The sequence below is a fragment of the Kribbella sandramycini genome (assembly GCF_013131805.1).
GTDB lineage: Bacteria > Actinomycetota > Actinomycetes > Propionibacteriales > Kribbellaceae > Kribbella > Kribbella sandramycini.
In genome coordinates this window covers 702,237-718,235 of sequence record NZ_JABJRC010000003.1, presented here as the reverse complement: position 1 = coordinate 718,235, position 15,999 = coordinate 702,237, and the positions used below count along the sequence as shown (strand labels likewise).

Genomic DNA, 15,999 nt, shown 5'->3' with positions numbered 1-15,999 from the left:
ACAAGGGATTCCGTAGCGAACTTCGATTTTCACAACGAATTCCGCTTCGGCCGGTTGCCTGGGAGCGGCCCGGCTGACAGGATCACCAGGTGGCAGTACGAACGGGGCACCCCGACAAGAACCAGGGTCTGCTGGACGAGACCTCGAAGGCGATCATCGAACAGCTCCAGGTCGACGGCCGGCGCTCGTACGCCGCCATCGGCAAAGCGGTCGGGTTGTCCGAGGCCGCCGTCCGCCAGCGCGTCCAGCGGCTGACCGACGCCGGCGTCATGCAGGTCGTCGCCGTCACCGACCCGCTGGAGCTCGGCTTCGACCGCCAGGCCATGATCGGCATCAAGGCCGAAGGCTCCCTCGAGCCCATCGCCAACCAGCTCGCCGCCATGGACGAGGTCGAGTACGTCGTCATCACCGCCGGCTCCTTCGACCTCCTCGTCGAGGTCCTCTGCGAGAGCGACGAACACCTCCTCCAGGTCCTCTCCGACCGCATCCGCCAGATCGAAGGCGTCAAAGCCACCGAAACCTTCGTCTACCTCAAACTCGTCAAACAAACCTACTCCTGGGGCGTCCGCTGAATCTCTGGTCCGAGGTCGCCGAAGAACAGGTGGTGCGAACCGCGCTGCCTGGGGATCGGGATGCGGACGTGGTGATTGTGGGGGCGGGGTTCACGGGGTTGTGGACGGCGTATTACCTCGCGAAAGCGGATCCGGGGCTGAGGGTTGTGGTGGTTGAGGCGGAGACGGCTGGGTTTGGGGCGTCCGGGCGGAATGGGGGGTGGTGTTCGGCGTTGTTTCCGGCTTCGGGGCGGAAGTTGGCGGCGCTCGCCGGGCGGGAGGGGGCGGTGGGGATGTTGCGGGGGATGGAGGGGGCGGTTGACGAGGTGGGGCTCGTGGCTGCGGCGGAGGGGATCGAGTGTGATTTCCACAAGGGCGGGACTGTGGTTTTGGCTCGGTCCAAGGCTCAGGTGGAGCGGGCTCGGGGGGAGGTGGCGGAGAGCCGGGAGTGGGGGACGGGGGTGGAGTTCTTGGGGGCGGACGAGGTGGCGGGGAAGGTGAATGCCACGAAGGTGCTGGGGGCAACGTTTACGCCGCATTGCGCGGTGATTCATCCGGGGAAGTTGGTGCGCGGGCTGGCTGCGGCGGTGGAGCGGCTGGGCGTCACGATTTATCAGGGCACCCGGGTGACGCGGATCGAGCGAGGGCGGGCGGTGACGGATCGCGGGGTGGTGCGGGCGGACGTCGTCGTGCGGGCGACCGAGGGGTTCACGCCGGGGCTGGTGAACGAGCGGCGTACGGTGGCGCCGGTTTACTCGCTGGTGGTGGCTACGGAGCCGTTGAGCGCGGCCACGTGGGAGCGGATCGGGTTGGCGGATCGACCGACGTTCAGCGATCACCGGCATCTGATCATCTACGGGCAGCGGACGGCGGACGGTCGGCTGGTGTTCGGGGGTCGCGGGGCGCCGTACCACTTCGGCTCGCGCGTGCGACCGGAGTACGACAACGAGCCGCGGGTGTTCGGCAAACTGCAGGCGACACTCAGAGAGCTGTTCGACCTCGAAGACGTGCAGTTCACCCATGCGTGGGGCGGCGCGCTCGGCGTACCGCGGGATTGGTGCGCCTCGGTCGGCCTCCGCGACGGCGTCGCCTGGGCAGGCGGCTACGTCGGCGACGGCGTCAGTACGACGAACCTCGCCGGGCGCACCCTCACCGACCTGATCCTCAACCGGGACACCCAGCTGACCCGCCTCCCCTGGGTCGATCACCGATCGCGCCGCTGGGAGCCGGAGCCCTTCCGCTGGCTCGGCATCAACGCCGGCCTGCGCGCCATGACCCTCGCGGACGCCGAGGAGCGGCTGACCGGCCGCGACAGCCGGATCGCCCGGCTGATGGCCCCGCTACTCGGCCACTAGCTCCAACTGCAAGGCACTCAACGGCAGACCGGCCAGCTGAATACTCGGGTCCATCCAGTCGTTCAGGATCGCCTCCGAGGTCGTGAGGTGCCCGGCGAGCTCGGCCTGGCTGAGCTCGAAGACGTGCGCCGGATTGCCGGTCAGATCGACGACGGTCTGCATCAGCGCTGCTGCCTGCTGCTCCCAGGTCGGGTCACCCGCCGCGACGTCGTCCGCCCGAATCAGCAGGATGTCGACGTCGGACTCGAGATCGCCCTCGGCCCGCGCGACCGCGCCGTACAGGCTCGCGTGCACCGGCTGGATCAGCCAGCCGTTCAGCTCAGCGGCCAGCCGCCCGGCCAACGCGCCGCGCAGGTCCGCAAGGAACTCGACCACCGGCGCCGCGAGATGGTGCCGATTGAGGGTGTAGAGCAACGAGTTCCCCGCGTCGTCGACGTGCACCAGACCGGTCGCCGCCAGCCGCTGCAGCACCAGCCGGACACCGGCCACGCTGCCCTGCCCGGCCAGCTTGTGGATCTGCCGCCCGGACAGCCCGTCCTCCGCACGCGCCAACACCTGGAGAACCGGGCCGTCCAGCGACGGTACGACGGTGCTGATCGGGTTACTCAGATCCATACATCGACATTAGTGACCAGTCAGCCCCGCACAGTAATCATCCTGATCGATCAGCCTTTCACCGCACCCGCGGTCAGACCGGTCACGATGTACCGCTGGAAGAGCAGCGCGAGCAGCACCGGCGGCAGTGCGGCCAGGACGCCGCCGGCCGCCACCAGCCCGAAGTCCGACGAGAACTTCCCGGTGAACTCGGCGATCGCGACCGGGATCGTCTTGGCGTTCGGCGTCGAGGTGAAGATCAGCGAGTAGAGGAACTCGTCCCACGCCAGCAGGAAGCCGAACATCGCCGTCGCGACGATCCCGGGCCGGGCCAGCGGCAGCACGATCCGGATCAGCGCGCCCAGCCGCGAGCAGCCGTCGACCCGCGCGGCGTCCTCCAGCTCGGTCGGCAGCCCGAGGTAGAAGTTGCTCATCGTCCACAGGCAGAACGGCGTCACGATCGAGCAGTAGGTGATGATCAGCCCGAGCTGGGTGTCGAGCAGCTGCAGGTTCGCCAGCGCCAGGTAGAGCGGGATGACCAGCGCGATCGGCGGCAACATGTAGATCGCGAGGAACGCGAACAACGTCGTACGCCGAAACCGGAACCGCAGCCGGGCGAACGCGTACCCGCCCAGGCACCCGACCACGAGCGAGATCACCGTGGTCACCGACGCGACCACCAGGCTGTTCAGCATCGCGACCCGGAACGTCCCGGCGACGCCGTCCGGGCCGGAGGTGAAGATGTCCTGGTAGCGCGACAGCGTCGGGTGCGACGGCCACAACGACCCGCTGGTCAGCTCGTCGGCCGGGGACAGGCTCGAGATCACCAGCCAGCCGAACGGCGCGAGCACCACGACCGCGAGCAGACCGCACATCGCGTACTGGAATTTACGCATCAGACCCCCGCCATCTGGTTCTGCCGGAGCAGCCGTAGGTAGAACATCGCCAGCGCGCCGACCGCGATCACGATCAGGTAGGCGAGTGCGGAGCCGTACCCGAAGAGCTGGTTCGAGAACGCCTGCAGATAGGTGTAGAAGGCAACGGTCTGCGTCCCGGACGCCGGACCGCCGCCGGTCATCACGTAGACGATGTCGAAGACCTTGAAGGCCTCGATCGTCCGCAGCACCAGCACCACCGCGATACTCGGCTTCAGCAACGGGACGACGACCGACCAGAACGTTCGCCAGGTCGACGCGCCGTCCATCACCGCGGCCTCGCGGATCTCGGCCGGGATCGTCTGCAACCCGGCCAGCAGGAAGAACGCGACGATCGACGTGTTCTTCCAGACGTCGGCGACGATCACCATGTTCAGCGCGAGGAACGGCGAGCCCAGCCACTGGATCTCGGTGCCGAGCAGCTGGTTGAGGACGCCGTACTGGCCGTTGTCGATCCACCGCCAGAGCGCGCCGTTCACGATCGTCGGCAACGCCCAGGGCAGCACGACGAGACTGCGCCACAACCACTTGAACCGCAGCGGCGCGTTCAGCAGCAGCGCGACGCCCATCCCGAGCACCAGCTCGGCGACGGTCGAGACGATCGTGAAGTACGCCGTGTGCCCGAGCACCGGGTAGAACGACGGATCCTGGAAGGCCTTCGCGTAGTTGCCCAGCCCGGCGAACGGATAGCTGCCGGGCATCGCGCTGTCGACGTCGTAGAACGACATCAGCAACGTCCGGACGACCGGGTAGAGCACCACGCCGAACACGACGATTGCCGCGGGCAACAAGAGGAACAGCGCGAACCGTCCCTCGCCACGGACCCGCTCCGGCCTCACGACTGGAGCAGGCTGTTCGCCTTGTCGGCCGCGTCGTCGAGCGCCTGCTGCGCCGGCTTGCGTCCGAGGAGCGCGTTCTGCAGCTCCGCCTGCAGAACCTGGGAGATCGCGTTGTAGTTCTTCGCCTGCGGCCGCAGGATCAGGTCGTCGAGCTGCTTCTTGGCCTGCGGCACGACCTTCGGGTTGGTCTGCACGACCGCGGGCTCGTCGTACGACGTCGTCCAGACCGGCAGCGAGCTGAGCGCGTACTTCTCCTGCTCGGGCTGGCTGGTCAGGTGCGAGATGTACTTGAACGCGGCCGCCTGGTTCTTGCTGCCGGCGGTGACGCAGAGCGCCATCCCGCCGTTCACCCCCGGCCGCCCGACGCTGCCCTTCGGCGTCTGCGCGACCTGGACCTTCCCCGCGACCTTGCTCTGCTTGGCGTCGTTGGCCGCGCCGTACATGTACGTCCAGTTCAGCACCAGGCTGGCCTGGCCGGCCTGGAAGACGCGCTGGACGTCGGCCTCCAGCGACTGGGTGGACGCCGGGTTGGTCAGTCCGTCGACGATCGTCTGCCGCATGAACTCCAACGCCTGGACCCCTCCGCCGGCGTTGAAGGCAGCCTTACCCGATTCGTCGAGGAACTTGCCGCCCATCGCGCCGAGCAGCTGCGCGTAGTCGCAGACCAGCGCCTCGGCCTGCTGCCAGGACCAGATCAGCGGGTACTTCACCACCCCGGCCTCCTTGAGCCGGCGGGCGGTCTTCAGGACGCCGTCCCAGGTGTCGAGCCACTGCGGGTTCGCGTGCGCGAGCGACAGGTGGGCCTCGTTGAGGAACAGGTACTTGGAGTCCATGATCCACGGGACGCCGTACAGCTTCTGGTCGTACTGCGCGGTCTCGATCGCACCGGCCAACATCTCGGTCTTCCACTCCGGCGCCCATTGGCCGGTGACATCGGTGATCATCTTCTTGCTGCCGAACTCGGCCGGCCAGATCACGTCGATCAGGACGACGTCGTACGTCCCGGCCGGGCCCGCGGCGACGATCTTGTCGTGCAGCGCCTCGTACGCGACGAACTCCGGGGTCACTTTGATCTCCGGGTTCGCGGCGGTGAACGCGGCCGTCATCTTGGTGACGTCCGCCTCGGTGTAGGCCGCCTGTTTCATGAACAGCGCCCGGATCTCGCCCTTGCCGCTGCCCTGGTCACCCGAGGACGCGCCTTTGCCGCCGCTGCACGCGGCCAGTAACGCTGCCAGCCCGGCCCCGCCGGCCGTCTTGAGCACGGTCCGCCTGTCGATCGCCACCATCGCCCCACTCCGGTCTTCTATTTGTTAGGCAACTTTCCTAACATACGGGCAGTATTATCAGGCCCGACGAGGGAGTCAAGAACTCTGCGAAGGTGAGCTATGAACCGTGGTCCGACGCCGATGCCGAGCGCCCGTGCGGTGCTGGACCGGCTGCTGACGCACGCCGGGCCGCAGACGCGCTCCGAGCTGGCCGTTGCCTGCGGGCTGTCCCGACCCACGGTTTTCGCCGCCGTTGAGCGGCTGGAGTCGCTCGGGCTGGTCGAGTCGCTGGGGCAGCGGAGCGGTCTTCCGGGGCGGACGGCGACGCTGTACGACGTACCGGTCGCCGCGGGCTGCGTGGCCGGGATCGACATCGGCGGAAGCAATTTGCGGGTCGCGGTTTGTGATGTAAGTGGTACGCCGCTGGCCGAGTTGACCCGGCCGACACAGGCGCGCGGCGCGGAGAGCGTCGTCCGGCAGGCGGTCGAGCTGTTGGCGGAGGCGCGGGTCGCGGCCGAGCGCGCTGCGGTGCCGTTGCTGGCGGTGGGGGTTTCGACGCCGGGTGCGGTGGACGAGCGCACCGTGCGGTACGCGTGGAACTTGGGGCAGGAGACGCCGTACGACCTGTACTCGCAGCTGGCGGCGGCGATCGACGGGCCGGTGCTGCTGGAGAACAACGTGAACCTGGCGGCGATCGGCGAGCACCGGCACGGGGCCGGGGCGTCGTTGTCGACGTTCGCGGTGATCGCGATCGGGGCGGGGGTCGGAGCCGGGATCATGCACAACGGCGTCCTGCTGCGTGGTGCGCACGGGGCGGCCGGCGAGGTCGGGTTCCTGCCGACGGCGCGGGCCCGGCGGGGCACGCCGGCCGAGCCCGACGAGGCCGGTGGTCTAGCGCTTCTCCGCGAGGCGCGGGCACTCGACCCGGCGTTGCGCGATGTTCAGGACCTCTTCGACCGCGCCCGGGCCGGTGACGACCGGGCCTTGTCGCTGGTCGAGGACGAGTGCCTGCGGATCCACGAGATCGTCACCGCGCTGAGCGCCGTCGTCGACCCCGAAACCGTCATCCTCACCGGCGGTATCGGCGACAACGAACTCCTCGCCACCCGCGTCGCCGCCCTCGCGGCCACCCTCCCCGTCCCCATCAACATCCTCCGCTCCACCCTCGCCCACCGCGCCTCCCTCGTCGGCGCCATAGCCACCGCCACCGACCACGCCCATGCGCAACTCCTGAGCAGAACCGAGACCCCGCACTCGAGCACCGGCTAACCCCGTTTGCTGGGCTGACCCACACATTTCATGGGCTGACCCAGCAAATGCCGGGAAGGCGAGTGAGCTAGAAGCTGTTGGCTCGGGCTCGGGGGGTTTGGGTCATGCGTAGTTCGGTGGTGAAGGCGTAGCGGTCGCCGCGGTAGAGGGCTGAGGTGTACTCGAAGACGCGGTCGCGGCTGTCGAAGGAGATGCCGTGGGTGGCCAGGCAGGGTTGGCTGGTGGGAATGTCCAGCCAGCCTGCGGTTTTGGCATCGGGCATCACGGGTTCGAGGCGTGAGGTGCCGCTGACGACGTCGATGCCGTAGCGGTGGGTGAGCAGGTCGTAGAGCGAGCCGTTCAGGTCGTCGGCCTCCAGACCGGGGACGTACGACGCGGGCAGCGTCGTCCGCTCGACGACCATCGGCAGGTCGTCGGCCAGCCGGAGCCGGGTGAACGCGATGATCGGGTCGCCGACCGGGATCCGCAGTCGGCGGGCGGCTGCGCGTTCGGCCTTCTGGTGGCGGAACTCGAGCATCTGACTCCCCGGCCGCATGCCGCGCCGGCGGATGTCCTCGGAGAAGCCGATCATTCCCAGCCAGCGCGCGACCTTGGGCCGGGTCGTGTACGTCCCGCTCCCGTGCCGGCGGATCAGCAGCTCCTCGATCACCAGCTCGTCGACGGCCCGGCGCAACGTCATCCGCGCCACGTTCCAGCGCACGGCCAGCTCGCGTTCCGGTGGCAGCGCGGCGCCTTCCGGCAGCGTGTCGATCAAACTCAGCAACAGCGCCCGGATCTCGGCGGCCTTCCCCGGCAGCGAACCATGCATACGCTCTAGGCAACACCGGACCATCGCACATCGAAACCCTTTTGATCAGCGCCGAACGGAACCGGTGTAGACCACCGCGCAGAAAACAAGCACGCTTGATTCTTTTTGCCGACCGTGCCAGTCTCGGTGACACGATCTCCACCCTCCTGGGAGTGCCGCGTGCAACTGGACGAAGTGCTGGCGGATTTGTGGGCCGAGAGCGCCGAGCTCGATCGGCTGGTCGGCGGGCTGGCCGCCGACGAATGGAGTACGCCGACGCCCGCCGAGGGCTGGACGATCGCCCACCAGATCGGCCACCTCGCCTGGACCGATGAGGCAGCGCGGCTCGCCGCGGCCGAACCCGACGAGTTCGCAGCGCTCGTCCGGCGCGGATCCAGCAACCCGACCGGCTACGTCGACGACGCGGCCGCCGAAGGCGCCGCCCTCCCGCCGGACCAGTTGCTGGTCTACTGGCGCGAAACCCGCACCGAGCTCGCCGAGGCGCTGAAAGCGGTGCCCACCGGCTCCAAGCTCCCCTGGTTCGGCCCGCCGATGAGCGCGACCTCGATGGCCACCGCACGCCTGATGGAGACCTGGGCCCACGGCCAAGACGTCGCCGACGCACTGGGCGTACGACGTCCGCCCAGCAACCGACTCCGCCACGTGGCCCACCTGGCCGTCCGGACCCGCGCCTTCGCCTATTTGCTCCACGGCCGAACCGCCCCGGATGTCGAAGTCCGCGTCGAACTCACCGGCCCGGACGGCGACCTGTGGACATGGGGCCCGGACGACGCGCCGCAGCGGGTGACCGGCCCAGCGGTGGATTTCTGCCTGCTGGCAACCCAACGCCGACACCGAGACGACTTGGAAGTACACGCGGAAGGTGCGGACGCCGACGAGTGGCTGGGGATCGCCCAGGCCTTCGCGGGGTTGCCAGGTAAGGGCCGGCAGCCGGGGCAGTTCGCATGACCGCGCCGATCCGGATCGGGAACGCCTCCGGGTTCTACGGCGATCGGTTCAGCGCCGTGCACGAGATGCTCACCGGCGGCCAGCTGGATGTGCTGACCGGCGACTACCTGGCTGAGCTCACCATGCTGATTCTGGGCCGGGATCGACTGAAGGACGCCTCGCTCGGGTACGCGCGGACGTTCCTGAAGCAGCTGGAAACCGGGTTGGGCGAAGCGCTCGATCGCGGCGTCAAGATCGTCAGCAACGCGGGCGGGCTGAATCCCGCGGGGCTGGCCACCGCGATCGGAGAGCTCGCGGAGCGGCTCGGGTTGCAGGCGAAGATCGCGTACGTCGAAGGCGACGACCTACTCCCCAGGGCTGCGGAGCTCGAGCTCGGCCAGCCACTGACGGCCAACGCTTATCTGGGGGCCTGGGGAATTGCCGAGGCCCTGCAGGCCGGGGCTGACGTCGTGGTGACCGGGCGGGTGACCGATGCATCGGTGATCGTGGGGCCGGCGGCGGCGCATCACGGGTGGAAGCGGACGCAGTACGACGAGTTGGCCGGGGCGGTCGCGGCCGGGCACGTGATCGAGTGCGGGTGTCAGGCGACGGGTGGGAACTACGCGTTCTTCGGGGAGATCCGCGATCTCGGCCGGCCGGGGTTCCCGATCGCGGAGATTCACGCCGACGGCAGCAGTGTGATCACCAAACACGACAACACCGGCGGCGCGGTCACGATCGACACGGTCAAGGCACAGCTGCTGTACGAGATCAGCGGCGCCCGGTACGCCGGACCGGATGTGACCACGCGGCTCGACACGATCGAACTCTCCGACGACGGGCCCGACCGGGTGCGGATCGACGCCGTCCGCGGTGAGGCGCCGCCACCGACGTACAAGGTGTCGCTGAACAGCATCGGCGGCTTCCGCAACGAGGTCACGTTCGTGCTGACCGGGTTACAGCTGGAGGAGAAGGCCGAGCTGGTGAAGGCGCAGCTCGAACGCGCGCTGACCAAACGCCCGGCCGAGCTGAGCTGGACGCTCGCCTGGACGGAGAAGCCGAACGCGGAGTCCGAGGAAGAGGCCAGCGTCTTCCTCCGCTGCGCGGTGAAGGACCCTGACCCGAAGGTCGTCGGCCGCGGGTTCTCCAGCGCGGCGGTCGAGCTGGCGTTGTCGAGCTATCCCGGTTTCCACGCGGTCGCGCCGCCCGGCGACGGTTCGCCGTACGGCGTCTTCCGGGCCGGGTACGTCGACATTCACGAGGTCGAGCATGTCGTCGTCCGGCCCGACGGGACGCGGTCGATCATCGAGCCTGCCGCCGAGACCCAAGCCCTGACTCCGGCCGAGGACGCCGGGCTCCCGATCCCGCTGCCGTCACTCGCGTCGACCGGCCGGCCGCGGACGCGTGAGGTCCCGCTCGGGCGGATCGCCGGCGCGCGCTCCGGCGACAAGGGCGGCGATGCGAACGTCGGCGTCTGGGTCCGGGACGAGAAGGCCTGGCGCTGGCTCGCGCACACGCTCACGGTCGAGCTCTTCCAGGAGCTGCTGCCGGAGACCCGCGAACTGACCGTGACGCGCTACCTGCTGCCCAATCTCTGGGCGGTGAACTTCGTCGTCGAAGGTCTGCTCGGTGAGGGGGTCGCGGCCCAGGCCCGCTTCGATCCGCAGGCCAAGGCCGTCGGCGAATGGCTGCGATCTCGCTATGTCGACATTCCGGAGATGCTGCTGTGAGCGCGTTCGCGGAGTCCGTCCGCCGGTTCATGGCAGCCGAAGTGCTCCCGAACCTCGATCAGTGGGAGCGCGACGGCCTGCTGCCGCGTGAGCTGCACAAGCAGGCCGGGCAGCTCGGCCTGCTCGGCGTCGCCTTCCCGGAGGCGGTCGGCGGTGGCGGCGGCTCACTCCGCGACGGGCTCGAAGTCGTCGAGCAGATGCACTACACCGGCGGCTCCGGCGGACTGGTCGCCTCGCTCCTGACCTGTGGGATCGCCGTCCCGCATATCGTTGCCACTGGCAATCAAGAGCAGATCGACCGCTGGGTTCGCCCGACTCTGGACGGCGAGCTGATCGGCGCGCTCGCGATCACCGAACCCGGCGGCGGCTCGGATGTCGCGAGCCTGCGGACGACGGCCCGCCGCGAGGGTGACGAGTTCGTCGTGAACGGCGCCAAGACGTTCATCACCTCCGGCGTCCGCGCCGACTTCGTCACGACCGCCGTCCGCACCGACGGGCCGGGGGCGCACGGGATCAGCCTGCTCGTGATCGAGAAGGGCATGCCCGGCTTCGAGGTGTCCCGCAAGCTGGAGAAGATGGGCTGGCTGTGCTCCGACACGGCGGAGCTGTCGTTCACCGACGTCCGCGTCCCGGTCGGCAACCTGGTCGGCGCGCCCGGCTCCGGGTTCGTCCAGCTCGCGGTCAACTTCGTCTCCGAGCGGCTGACACTCGCCGTCCAGGCGTACGCCGGCGCCCAGCGCGCGCTCGATCTGACCGTCGAGTGGTGCCGCAACCGGGAGACGTTCGGGCGGCCGCTGATCTCCCGGCAGACCGTGCAGCACACGCTCACCGAGATGGCGCGGCGGATCGACGTCGCGCGCGTCTACGTGCACGCGATCGCCGAGCGGGCCGAGCGCGGCGAGGACGTGTTCGCCGAGGTCTGCTTCGCGAAGAACACCGCCGTCGAGGCCGGGCAGTGGGTGTGCGATCAGGCGCTCCAGCTGCACGGCGGGATCGGGTACATGCGCGAGGCCGAGGTCGAGCGCCAGTACCGCGACCAGAAGATCCTCGCGATCGGCGGCGGCACCACCGAGATCCTGACCAGCCTGGCCGCGAAACGACTGGGGTACACCGGATGATGAGTAACCGCGAGGCGATGCTGGAGAAGCTCGCCGTTCTCGACACCGAATATGCCAAGGCGCTGGCCGGGGGTGGGGAGAAGTACGTCGCGCGCCACCACCAGCGTGGCAAACTCTTGGCGCGGGAGCGGATCGAGCTGCTGATCGACCCGGATTCGGCGTTCCTGGAGCTGTCGCCGCTGGCCGGCTGGGGTTCGGATTTCACCGTCGGCGCGAGTCTGGTGACCGGGATCGGCGTCGTCGAGGGCGTCGAGTGCCTGATCACGGCGAACGACCCGACCGTCAAGGGCGGCGCGAGCAACCCGTGGACGCTGCGGAAGGCGCTCCGGTCGGACGAGATCGCCCGGGCGAACCGGCTGCCGGTGATCAGCCTGGTCGAATCCGGCGGCGCGGATCTGCCGACGCAGAAGGAGATCTTCATCCCCGGCGGGGCGATGTTCCGCAACCTGACCCGGCTGTCGGCCGAGGGGATCCCGACGATCGCGCTGGTCTTCGGCAACTCGACCGCGGGCGGCGCCTACATCCCCGGGATGAGCGACTACGTGGTGATGGTCGACGGCGGCGCGAAGGTATTCCTGGCCGGGCCGCCGCTGGTCAAGATGGCCACCGGCGAGGACGCCGACGACGAGTCGCTCGGCGGCGCGGCGATGCACGCCCGGAAATCCGGTCTCGCGGACTACTTCGCCGTCGACGAGCAGGACGCGATCCGGCTCGGCCGGCAGATCGTCTCCCGGCTGAACTGGCGCAAGGCCGGGCCCGCGCCCGCTTCGGCGTACGCGGAACCTCGGTACGACGCCGACGAGCTGCTGGACATCGTGCCGGGTGATCTGAAGGTTCCGTTCGACCCGCGGGACGTCATCGAGCGCGTGGTGGACGGCTCGGTCTTCGACGAGTTCAAACCGCTGTACGGCTCGTCGCTGGCGACCGGATGGGCGTCGGTACACGGGTATCCGGTCGGGATCCTCGCCAACGCGCGCGGGGTGTTGTTCAGCGAGGAGTCGCAGAAGGCGGCGCAGTTCATCCAGCTCGCGAACCGCTCGAACACCCCGCTGATCTTCCTGCACAACACGACCGGCTACATGGTCGGCCAGGAGTACGAGCAGGGCGGGATCATCAAGCACGGCGCGCAGATGATCAACGCGGTGGCCAACTCCAAGGTCCCGCACGTGTCGATCCTGATGGGCGCCTCCTACGGCGCCGGCCACTACGGCATGTGCGGACGCGCCTTCGACCCGCGCTTCCTCTTCGCCTGGCCCTCGGCGAAATCCGCCGTCATGGGGCCGCAGCAGCTGGCCGGTGTCCTCTCGATCGTCGCCCGCGCCGCCGCGTCCGCGAAGGGCATGCCGTACGACGAGGACGGCGACGCCAAGATGCGCGCCTACGTCGAGGGTCAGATCGAGGCAGAGTCGCTGCCGACCTTCCTCTCCGGCCGCCTCTACGACGACGGCGTCATCGACCCCCGCGACACCCGCACCGTCCTCGGCATCTGCCTGTCCGCCATCCACTCCGCCCCGGTCGAAGGCACCTCGTCCTTCGGCGTCTTTCGGATGTGAGCCCCATGATCTCTTCGGTGTTGGTAGCCAATCGCGGCGAGATCGCTCGTCGGGTTTTCCGGACGGCTCGGTCGCTCGGGTTGTCGACGGTCGCTGTGTACTCGACGGCCGATGCGGCGGCGCCGTTCGTGGATGAGGCTGATGCGGCGGTGCATCTGCCCGGGAACGCGCCTGGTGAGACATATCTGCGGGCTGAGCCGATTGTCGAGGCTGCGTTGCGGGCGGGGGCGGACGCCGTCCATCCGGGGTATGGGTTCTTGTCGGAGAATGCGGCGTTTGCGCAGGCGGTGCTGGATGCGGGGTTGACGTGGGTCGGGCCGCCGGTGGATGCGATCTCGTCGATGGGGTCGAAGATCGAGTCGAAGAAGCTGATGGCGGCGGCCGGGGTGCCGGTGCTCGCCGAGTTGACGCCGGCGGAGGTGTCGGCTGCTGATCTGCCGGTGTTGGTGAAGGCGTCGGCGGGTGGCGGTGGGCGCGGGATGCGGGTGGTGTCGCGGCTGGAGGATCTGGCCGGGGAGATCGAGGCTGCGTCGGCCGAGGCGCTGTCGGCGTTCGGGGACGGGACGGTGTTCTGCGAGCGGTATCTGGCGGCCGGCCGGCACATCGAGGTGCAGATCATGGCTGATCAGCACGGGACGATCTGGGCTGTCGGCGAGCGGGAGTGCTCGATCCAGCGGCGGCATCAGAAGGTGGTCGAAGAAGCTCCCTCGCCGTTGGTGGAACGGATTCCGGCGATGCGGCCGTTGTTGTTCGACGCGGCTCGTAAGGCGGCTGCGGCGATCAACTACGTGGGCGCGGGGACGGTCGAGTTCCTGGCCGACGAGTCGGGCGAGTTCTACTTCCTGGAGATGAACACGCGGCTGCAGGTCGAGCATCCGGTCACCGAGGAGACGACCGGGCTGGATCTCGTCGAGCTGCAGTTCGCCGTCGCCGCCGGGGATCGGCTGCCACCTGAGCCGCCGCCCACGGTCGGTCATGCGATCGAGGTCCGGTTGTACGCCGAGGACCCGCAGCACGACTGGCAACCGCAAACAGGTGTGTTGCACCGCTTTGAAGTCGATTCGAGTGTGCGGGTGGACTCGGGGGTTGCGGACGGGTCGGTCGTTTCGCCTTACTACGACGCGATGTTGGCGAAGGTGATTGCGTACGGCACCGACCGCTCGACGGTCGCCCGGCGGTTGGCTGGGGTGCTGGACCGCGCGGCGATTCACGGCGTAAGGACGAACCGGGAGTTGCTGGCTTGGGTGTTGCGGCATCCGGCGTTCCTGGCAGGTGAAACCGACACGGCGTTCTTCGACACCCATGGGGTGGGCGAGCCGGCCGATGAGCGTGCTGTGCGGTTGGCGGCGTTGGCTGCGGCGCTGGCTGATGCGGCTGGACGGCGAACCGGGTTGCCCAGCGGGTGGCGGAATCTGGCGTCGCAACCGCAGCGAAAGAGCTACCGCGTGGGCGAGACCACGTACGACGTCGAGTACCGGCTGACGCGGGACGGGCTGGTGGTGGACGGCGACATCCGGCTGCTGGCGAGTTCGCCGACACGCGTGGTGTTGGAGGTGGACGGCGTCCGGCGGGTCTTCGAGGTGGCGGCGTACGACGGGCTCGTCTGTGTCGGGCCGATCAGCTTGACGCCGGTGCCGCGGTTCGTCGATCCGGCGACGCGGGTGGCGGCGGGGTCGTTGGTGGCGCCGATGCCGGGGACGGTGATCCGGGTCGGAGTCGCGGTGGGTGAGGTCGTGAAACAAGGGCAGCCGCTGCTGTGGGTGGAGGCGATGAAGATGGAGCACGTGATCGCGGCGCCGGCCGACGGGGTGGTCGGGGCGCTACATGTCGAGGCGGGTCAACAGGTCGAGGTCGGCGCCGTACTGGCGGTCGTTGGGGAGGATGTATGAGTTTCGTCGAGTCCGAAGAGCGTCAGGCGCTGCGGCGCGCGGTCGGTGAGCTGGGGAAGAAGTACGGGTACGCGTGGTTCGACGAGCAGGCGCGGAGCGGTGGGAACACCACCGAGCTGTGGCTCGAGGCCGGCAAACTCGGGTACCTCGGCGTCAACCTGCCGGAGGAGTACGGCGGGGGCGGCGGCGGGATGGGCGATCTGTCGATCGTCCTGGAGGAGCTCGGCGCGGCCGGGTGCCCGCTGTTGATGATGGTCGTCTCGTCGTCGATCGTCGGCACCGTGATCACCCGCTTCGGGACGGACGACCAGAAGCAGCGCTGGCTGCCGGGGCTGGCGGACGGGTCGACGACGATGGCGTTCGCGATCACCGAGCCGGATGCCGGGTCGAACTCCCACAACATCACCACGACCGCCCGGCGTACCGACGACGGCTGGTCGCTGACCGGGCGGAAGGTCTACATCTCCGGGCTGGATGTCGCGCAGGCGGTGCTGGTCGTCGGTCGCACCGAAGACGCGCGGACCGGCAAGCTCAAGCCCGCGCTGTTCGTCGTCCCGACCGACGCGGCCGGGGTCGAATTCCAGCAGATCGAGATGGATCTGATCAGCCCCGACAAGCAGTTCACGCTGTTCCTGGACGACGTCCAGCTGCCGCGCGAGGCGCTGGTCGGCGCCGAGGACGCCGCGCTGATGCAGCTCTTCGCGGGGCTGAACCCGGAGCGGATCATGGCGTCGGCGTTCGCGCTCGGCATCGCCCGGCATGCGCTCGGCAAGGCGCTCGCCTACGTCAAGGAACGCCAGGTCTGGAAGACGCCGATCGGCGCCCACCAAGGCATCGCGCACCCGCTGGCCCAGGTCAAGATCGAGCTCGAGCTGGCCCGGTTGATGATGCAGAAGGCGGCCGCGCTGTACGACGCCGGTGACGATCTCGGGGCGGGCGAGGCCGCGAACATGGCCAAGTACGCCGCCGGCGAGGTCGCCGTCCGCGCCACCGACCAGGCCGTCCAGTCGCTCGGCGGGAACGGGATGACCAAGGAGTACGGCGTCGCCGCGCTCTCGGTGGCCGCCCGCGCGATCCGGATCGCCCCGGTCAGCCGGGAGATGATCCTGAACTTCGTCGCCCAGCACAGCCTTGGTCTGCCCAAGTCCTACTGAAAGGCCGCCCCG

14 protein-coding genes are annotated in these 15,999 nt (G+C 68.9%); 9 read left to right on the top strand and 5 right to left on the bottom strand.

Translation table 11 applies throughout. The features are described from left to right. Positions 1-89: 89 nt before the first annotated feature. Together HPO96_RS16915 and HPO96_RS16910 are read left to right on the top strand one after the other, a co-directional pair. A complete protein-coding gene (locus HPO96_RS16915; protein WP_171674397.1) occupies positions 90-572 on the top strand; it encodes an Lrp/AsnC ligand binding domain-containing protein in 483 nt (160 codons plus the stop codon). A gap of 29 nt (positions 573-601) precedes the next feature. Continuing rightward, positions 602-1,906, top strand: coding sequence for an FAD-dependent oxidoreductase (locus HPO96_RS16910; protein ID WP_171674396.1), 1,305 nt, complete (start codon positions 602-604; stop codon positions 1,904-1,906). On the opposite strand, the gene HPO96_RS16905 is transcribed toward HPO96_RS16910, so the two are convergent. The 4 genes from HPO96_RS16905 to HPO96_RS16890 are packed head-to-tail and all read right to left on the bottom strand — an operon-like array spanning position 1,892 to position 5,560. Continuing rightward, complete coding sequence (locus HPO96_RS16905) at positions 1,892-2,521, bottom strand: hypothetical protein (RefSeq protein ID WP_171674395.1); 630 nt, start codon at positions 2,519-2,521, stop codon at positions 1,892-1,894. The two genes, HPO96_RS16910 and HPO96_RS16905, sit on opposite strands and share 15 nt — an antisense overlap. A gap of 50 nt (positions 2,522-2,571) precedes the next feature. Next, positions 2,572-3,396: a carbohydrate ABC transporter permease gene (locus tag HPO96_RS16900; RefSeq protein WP_171674394.1), complete on the bottom strand. Its 825-nt coding sequence runs from the start codon at positions 3,394-3,396 to the stop codon at positions 2,572-2,574. Next, the gene (locus tag HPO96_RS16895; RefSeq protein ID WP_171674393.1) at positions 3,396-4,274 is read right to left on the bottom strand and encodes an ABC transporter permease subunit; all 879 of its coding nucleotides are present in this window, start codon (positions 4,272-4,274) and stop codon (positions 3,396-3,398) included. Before HPO96_RS16895 ends, HPO96_RS16900 begins: the two co-directional genes overlap by 1 nt. Further along, on the bottom strand, positions 4,271-5,560 hold the full coding sequence (locus HPO96_RS16890; RefSeq protein WP_171674392.1) for an extracellular solute-binding protein: 1,290 nt from the start codon (positions 5,558-5,560) through the stop codon (positions 4,271-4,273). The genes HPO96_RS16895 and HPO96_RS16890 overlap by 4 nt, the downstream gene beginning before the upstream one ends. A 99-nt stretch (positions 5,561-5,659) precedes the next feature. Here HPO96_RS16890 and HPO96_RS16885 point away from each other — a divergent pair, with 99 nt between their 5' ends. Further along, on the top strand, positions 5,660-6,808 hold the full coding sequence (locus HPO96_RS16885) for an ROK family transcriptional regulator (protein ID WP_171674391.1): 1,149 nt from the start codon (positions 5,660-5,662) through the stop codon (positions 6,806-6,808). 67 nt (positions 6,809-6,875) lie between these two features. Here the strand turns inward: HPO96_RS16885 and HPO96_RS16880 are convergent, their stop codons facing one another. Further along, a complete protein-coding gene (locus tag HPO96_RS16880) occupies positions 6,876-7,616 on the bottom strand; it encodes a GntR family transcriptional regulator (RefSeq protein ID WP_171674390.1) in 741 nt (246 codons plus the stop codon). A gap of 159 nt (positions 7,617-7,775) precedes the next feature. Between HPO96_RS16880 and HPO96_RS16875 the strand changes: the two genes are divergently transcribed. From HPO96_RS16875 to HPO96_RS16850, 6 genes are read left to right on the top strand one after another with little or no spacing between them, the layout of a single operon-like run. Beyond that, a complete protein-coding gene (locus tag HPO96_RS16875; RefSeq protein WP_171674389.1) occupies positions 7,776-8,564 on the top strand; it encodes a TIGR03084 family metal-binding protein in 789 nt (262 codons plus the stop codon). After that, the gene (locus tag HPO96_RS16870) at positions 8,561-10,273 is read left to right on the top strand and encodes an acyclic terpene utilization AtuA family protein (RefSeq protein WP_171674388.1); all 1,713 of its coding nucleotides are present in this window, start codon (positions 8,561-8,563) and stop codon (positions 10,271-10,273) included. Before HPO96_RS16875 ends, HPO96_RS16870 begins: the two co-directional genes overlap by 4 nt. Continuing rightward, complete coding sequence (locus HPO96_RS16865) at positions 10,270-11,391, top strand: acyl-CoA dehydrogenase family protein (protein ID WP_337796670.1); 1,122 nt, start codon at positions 10,270-10,272, stop codon at positions 11,389-11,391. The genes HPO96_RS16870 and HPO96_RS16865 overlap by 4 nt, the downstream gene beginning before the upstream one ends. Next, positions 11,391-12,944: an acyl-CoA carboxylase subunit beta gene (locus HPO96_RS16860; protein ID WP_171674650.1), complete on the top strand. Its 1,554-nt coding sequence runs from the start codon at positions 11,391-11,393 to the stop codon at positions 12,942-12,944. Before HPO96_RS16865 ends, HPO96_RS16860 begins: the two co-directional genes overlap by 1 nt. A 5-nt stretch (positions 12,945-12,949) precedes the next feature. Next, the gene (locus HPO96_RS16855) at positions 12,950-14,833 is read left to right on the top strand and encodes an acetyl/propionyl/methylcrotonyl-CoA carboxylase subunit alpha (protein WP_171674386.1); all 1,884 of its coding nucleotides are present in this window, start codon (positions 12,950-12,952) and stop codon (positions 14,831-14,833) included. Further along, the gene (locus HPO96_RS16850) at positions 14,830-15,987 is read left to right on the top strand and encodes an acyl-CoA dehydrogenase family protein (protein ID WP_171674385.1); all 1,158 of its coding nucleotides are present in this window, start codon (positions 14,830-14,832) and stop codon (positions 15,985-15,987) included. Before HPO96_RS16855 ends, HPO96_RS16850 begins: the two co-directional genes overlap by 4 nt. Positions 15,988-15,999: the final 12 nt, after the last annotated feature.